General features: G+C 72.8%; 4 protein-coding genes. All 4 read left to right on the forward strand.

The window, feature by feature from the left end; genetic code table 11:
• The first annotated feature begins 192 nt into the window (after positions 1–192).
• Positions 193–1,215: an L-threonine 3-dehydrogenase gene (tdh, locus tag NON22_RS19265; RefSeq protein WP_257388596.1), complete on the forward strand. Its 1,023-nt coding sequence runs from the start codon at positions 193–195 to the stop codon at positions 1,213–1,215.
• Positions 1,216–1,262: 47 nt separating this feature from the next.
• Entirely contained in the window at positions 1,263–2,846 is a 1,584-nt protein-coding gene (locus tag NON22_RS19270) for a hypothetical protein (protein ID WP_257388592.1), read from the forward strand.
• 216 nt (positions 2,847–3,062) lie between these two features.
• A complete protein-coding gene (locus tag NON22_RS19275; RefSeq protein ID WP_257388593.1) occupies positions 3,063–3,629 on the forward strand; it encodes an ECF-type sigma factor in 567 nt (188 codons plus the stop codon).
• On the forward strand, positions 3,630–5,818 hold a 2,189-nt coding region (locus tag NON22_RS19280; protein ID WP_257388595.1), incomplete at its 3' end, for a serine/threonine-protein kinase.

Genomic DNA, 5,818 nt, shown 5'->3' on the forward strand with positions numbered 1-5,818 from the left:
CACCTGGCCCAGGGCCGCTTCGGCCAGCACCAGGTGCAGTGGCTGGTGCAGGAAGCCGCGGCGCCCGCGGCCCGGCCCGGCTCGCGGCGGACCTGAACCCCGGCGGTGGCCGCGGACGGCCGCGCCCGGTGCGGCCGGGCCCCGGCCGCCTATAATCGCGGCCCCGAATCGAGGTGCCCCATGTCGAAGACGATGAAAGCCCTGGTCAAGCGCGAAGCGGCCAAGGGCATCTGGATGGAAGAAGTGCCGATGCCCGAGATCGGCCCAAACGACGTGCTGATCAAGCTCGAGAAGACCGCGATCTGCGGCACCGACCTGCACATCTACAAGTGGGACGAATGGTCCCAGCGCACGATCAAGCAGGGCCTCGTCATCGGCCACGAATTCGTCGGCCGCATCGTCGACATGGGCGCCGGCGTGCGCGGCTACCAAGTCGGCCAGCGCGTCTCGGCCGAAGGCCATATCGTCTGCGGCCACTGCCGCAACTGCCGCGCCGGCCGCCAGCATCTCTGCCCGAACACCGTCGGCATCGGCGTGAACCGCAACGGCGCGTTCGCCGAATACATTTCGATGCCGGCCTCGAACCTCTGGCCGATCCCGGACCAGATCCCGTCCGAGCTCGCCGCATTCTTCGACCCCTACGGCAACGCCGCGCACTGCGCGCTCGAATTCGACCTGATCGGCGAGGACGTGCTGATCACCGGCGCGGGCCCGATCGGCATCATCGCCGCCGGCATCTGCAAGCATGTCGGCGCGCGCAACGTCGTCGTCACCGACGTCAACGACTACCGCCTCAAGCTCGCCGCCGAAATGGGCGCGACGCGCGTCGTCAACGTGGCCAAGCAGTCGATCAAGGACGTGGTCAAGGAACTGCACATCGAAGGCTTCGACGTCGGCCTGGAGATGAGCGGCAACCAGCGCGCGTTCGCCGACATGCTCGACTGCATGTACCACGGCGGCAAGATCGCGCTGCTCGGCATCCTGCCCAAGGGCGCCGGCATCGACTGGGACAAGGTCATCTTCAAGGGCCTCGTGCTGCACGGCATCTACGGCCGGCGCATGTACGAGACCTGGTACAAGATGACGCAGATGGTGCTGACCGGCTTCCCGCTCGCGAAGGTGCTGACGCACCAGATCCACATCGACGACTTCCAGCGCGGCTTCGATCTCATGGACGCCGGCAACTGCGGCAAGATCGTCTGCAGCTGGAACTGAGGTCTCCGGCGGTCCTGCGCCACCGGCCGGTTCCAGGCACCTCGTCGATGCTCCCGCTTCGTTTCGTGCTGATCGCCTGCATCGCCGCCGTCGCGGCGGCGGCGCGCGCCGGTGACGTCGCCGGCGATGAACCGGCGTCCGATGCCGCGGTCGCCGCGCCGGTGGTCGCGGAGACGCGCGCGGACGAGACGGTAGTGAACGAACCGGCATCCGACGCCGCGGCCGCGCCAACCGCCGCGCCGACGATGCGGACCACCGAGACGTTCGAAAGCGAGCCGCTGCTCGACGCCGCGGCCATCGTGCAGCCGGCGCTGCTGTCGGCGCCGAACTCGACCGTCGCGCCGCGCGCGGTCGTGCACGGCTACATGGCGCGCTTCGATCTCGCCACGCCGTTCGGTCCGGTCGCGGCCGAGAGCGTGGAGCTGCTGGCCATACGCCAGGCCGAGATCCCGGCGATCGAAACGCTGGAGCGGGTCAGCCGCAGCGCCGCATTCGCGCAGGCGCTCGGCGAGCGCTTCCGCAAGACCGGCAAGTCGGTATGGCAGGTCGTCACGCATCCGGTCGCGACGGTGACCGGCCTGCCGGCCGGCGTCGCGCGCTACTTCCGCAAGCAGGTCGAGCGCTGGACCGGCCGCGCGCAGTCGCTCAGCGACCGCGCCGCGCGCGAGTTCGGCGCCGACGGCGATCCGTTCCGCACGGCGCAGGCGCCGATGGGCAGCGCGCGCGAAGCATTGCCCGGAGCCGCCGAGGAAAAGCCCGACAAGCCCTGGTACGGCAGCGCCGGCAAGGAAGTCGGCCGCGAGATCAAGCGCCAGCTCGACTACAACAAGATGCGCCGGCAGATGGCCAAGCGCCTCGGCGTCGATCCGAGCTCGAGCAACCCGCAGCTGCGCGAGCGCCTGGACACCCTGGCCTGGGCCGCGGTCGGCGGCGATTTCAGCGGCGGCGCCGCGCTCGACGCGGTCGGCGGCAGCGCGGCCGAGGTGATCTCGGTCGGCGGCCGGCTCAATTCGCTGGTCTGGGAGCTCGACGAGGACAACCTGCGCGAACGCAATCAACGCCGCCTGAGCCAGTGGTGCAGCGACGAATTCGCCGTGCGCCAGTTCCTGCGTCGCGGCGGCTTCAACGACAGCCTGCGCACGGCGCTCGCCGACGAACTCGATGCGCTCAAGCCCGCGCGCGGCTGCAACGATCTGGTCGAGATCGGCGCCGGCACGCGCAGCGAGCTCGAAGCGCGCTATCTCGTCAACGCGCTGCGCCTGATCCGCCGCGACGGTGCCGCCGGCGGCGAGCTGTTCGTCGTCGGCGCGGCCCTGGCCTGGCGCGGCGCCGACGGTCGCCTGCTGCTGCCGCTGCCGCTGGACTGGCTCAGCTGGACGCAGGACATGGCCGACTTTTTCGCCGCGCCGCAGTTCCGCGTCGAGGACAAGCGCGTGCTCGTCGGCGGCGAAGCGTCGATCGCGGCGCAGCGCGCATTGGCCGCGCGCGGCTGGCATTTGCAGCTGCGCACGCCGTACGACGGCGCGCCGCCGTATGCCGAGGACCTTTCCCAGGGACTGCCGCAGGCGCCCGGCGCCGAGGCGCCGCAGCTCTGCGTCGGCGACGTGGTCGAGACCTCGGCCTGCCTGTAGCGCGGCGCTCCGCGACGGCGCTGCCGCGGGCTCATCCTCGCGCGGCCGGGCGCCGGACCGTTCAGTCGCGCGAACGGGCGGCACGGGCAACGCGCCGCCGGGCAGAATGTGACGCGATCGACACCGCGACTGCGGCGGCGTGCGATAACGCGGCCCGCGTCCAGCGCGGATAATGCGGCGCGTCGGCGGCGTCGCCGGCTTGCAAGGTCCAGCCCCATGCTCGCTTCGCCTCCGCACCAGATCACCCAGCTCCTGCGCGCCTGGCAGTCCGGCGACGGCGACGCGCGCGAATCGCTGCTGAATCTCGTCTACCACCACGTCCGCGCGATCGCGGCGAATTCGCTGCGCGGCGCGCCGGGTGCGACCCTGACGCCGACCGAGATCGCCCACGAGGCCTTGCTGCGCATCCTCGGCGCCGACGCCGACTGGCAGGACCGGCGCCACTTCTTCCACGTGATCGCCCAGGCGACGCGGCAGATCCTCGTCGACGCGGCGCGCCGGCGCCAGGCCGACAAGCGCGGCGGCGGCGTCGAGCGCGTCGACATCGATGAGGCGATCGACCAGATCGCCGGCGCCGAAGCCGACGCGCAGCTGCTGCGCGTGGACGCGGCGCTGGCCGAACTCGGCCGCACCGACCAGCGCCGCGCGCGCACCGTGGAGCTCGTCTATTTCGGCGGCTTCTCGCGCGCCGAGATCGCCGCGACCCTGGCAGTGTCCGAGGGCACCGTGGACCGTGACCTGCGCCTCGCACGCGCCTGGCTCAAAGTCGCGATCGAGGCCTGAGTGCAGCCGGACGCGCGCGTCCTCGCCGCGCTCGACGAACTGCTGCGGCTCGACGAGGCGGCGCGCGTGGACGCGCTGCAGCGCTGGCGTGCCGCCGAAGGCGAAGATTTCACCGCGCTGCTGCAGCGGCTGCTGCAGGCCGACGCCGACGCGGACGATCCGCTGGCCGCGGCCGTGGACGCGGCCATGCACCGCTTCGACCCGGCGCCGCCGCCGCAGATCGGCGCCTACCGGCTGCTGCGCGAGCTCGGCGCCGGCGGCATGGGAACGGTATTCCTGGCCGAACGCGCCGACGGCGCCTATGCGCAGCAGGTCGCGATCAAGCTGCTGCGCGGTTTTCCGACGCGCGACGGCATGCAGCGTCTGCGCCAGGAGCGGCAGATCCTCGCGACCTTGGACCACGCCTGCATCGCGCGGCTGCTCGACGGCGGCGAGACCGCCGCGGGCCAGCCCTGGCTTGCGCTCGAATACGTGGACGGCGCGCCGCTGCTGCGCTGGGTCGCGCTCGGCACGCCGACGGCGGCGCAGCGCCTGCAGCTGTTCGAGCAGGTGCTCGCCGCCGTGCAGCACGCGCACCAGCGCCTGGTCGTGCACCGCGACCTCAAGCCGGCCAACATCCTCGTGCGCGCCGACGGCCAGCCGAAACTGCTCGATTTCGGCATCGCCAAGCTCGTCGACGACGCGGATTCGCGAGACACCTCCACGCGCGTGATGACGCCGGCCTGGGCGAGCCCGGAACAGCACGCCGGCAAGCCGGTCACGACGGCCAGCGACGTCTACACCCTGGGCCTGCTGCTGCGCGAGCTGCTGCTCGCGCCCGATGCGCACGGCGCGGCGACGCCGGCCGACGCGGAGCTGCGCGGCGTCATCGCTCGCGCGACCGCCGCCGATCCGGCGCAGCGCTATGCGAGCGCCGCAGCGTTCGCCGAGGACCTGCTGCGCTGGCGCCAGGGCCGCCCACTGCGCGCGAGCGCCGACACGCGGCTGTACCGGCTGCGCAAGTTCCTGCGCCGGCATCGCCTCGGCGCCGCGCTGGGCCTGGCCGCGCTCGTACTCGCGGCGCTGTTCGTCTGGCGCCTCGACGCCGAGCGCCGGCGCGCGCTCGCGGCCGAAGACCAGGCCTCCAGCGCGCTGCGCGAAGCGCGGCGCGAATCGGCCCGCGCCGTCGCGGTCAACGGCTTCCTGGTCTCGCTATTCCGTCTGGCCGATCCGAACAACAACCGCGGCGAGCGGCCCGACGCGCGCACCCTGCTCGACCGCGGCGCCGCGCGCATCGACAGCGAGCTCGCGGGGCAGCCGGAGGTCCGCGCCGCGCTGCAGGCGACCTTGGCCGAAGCCCTGCGCGGGCTCAGCGAATACGAGCGCGCCGAGCCGCTCATCGAAGCGTCCATCGCCGCGACCGCGGGCGCCACGCCGGACCTGCTGCGCCTGCGCGCCGAACGCACCGCGCTGCTCGCGAGCATCCGCTCGCGTGCCGGCAAGCGCGCCGAGGCGCTCGAATCGGCCGACCGCGCGCTGGCTCTGCTCGATGCCGCCGGCGAGGAAAACGCGACCCTGCGCGTCGAGCTGGAGAACACGCGCGCGATGGCGCTGAAATGGCTGGACCGCACCGACGAAGCCGCCGCGGCGCTGGAACGCGTGCTCGCACTGCTGCCGCGGCTCGGCGCGCAGCAGCAGGAACAGCGCGCCTATGCGCTGGACAATCTCGCCCATGTGCGCGAAGCGCAGGGACGCTGGGACGACGCCCAGCGCAGCGCCGCCGACGCGATCGCCGCGTTCGTCGCGCTGCGCGGCGAACGTCATCCGGAACCGCAGGCCGTCGCGGCCTATGCCGCATCGCTGCGCCTGATGCGCGGCGATGCAGCCGGCGCGCGCGCCGGCTACGAGCAGGTGCTCGCCGTGCAGCGCCAGCTGTTCGGCGCCGACGACCGCCGCCTGACGAATACGGAGACCGGCCTCGCGCGCAGCCTGCTGCGCCTGGACCAGGCCGCGGCGGCCAGGCTGCTGCTCGACACGGCGCTCGCGCGCTGCGAGCGCGCCGGCAATCACGAGCGCTGCCCGCTGACCCTGCAGCTGGCCGGCGAGTGGGAAACGCGCCACGGCGACGCGACGCGCGCGATCGTGCAGCTGCGCGAAGCCGTCGCGCTGCGCGAGGCCGACGGCGACGTCAGCGCCCGCGTGCGCGCTGC

Source organism: Tahibacter caeni (assembly GCF_024609805.1).
GTDB classification, from domain to species: domain Bacteria; phylum Pseudomonadota; class Gammaproteobacteria; order Xanthomonadales; family Rhodanobacteraceae; genus Tahibacter; species Tahibacter caeni.

Bases quoted from the DNA above. Each gene is read 5' to 3' on its own strand.
- NON22_RS19270 (WP_257388592.1), top strand. From the start codon at position 1,263: ATGCTCCCGCTTCGTTTCGTGCTGATCGCCTGCATCGCCGCCGTCGCG.
- tdh (WP_257388596.1), top strand. From the start codon at position 193: ATGAAAGCCCTGGTCAAGCGCGAAGCGGCCAAGGGCATCTGGATGGAA.
- NON22_RS19275 (WP_257388593.1), top strand. From the start codon at position 3,063: ATGCTCGCTTCGCCTCCGCACCAGATCACCCAGCTCCTGCGCGCCTGG.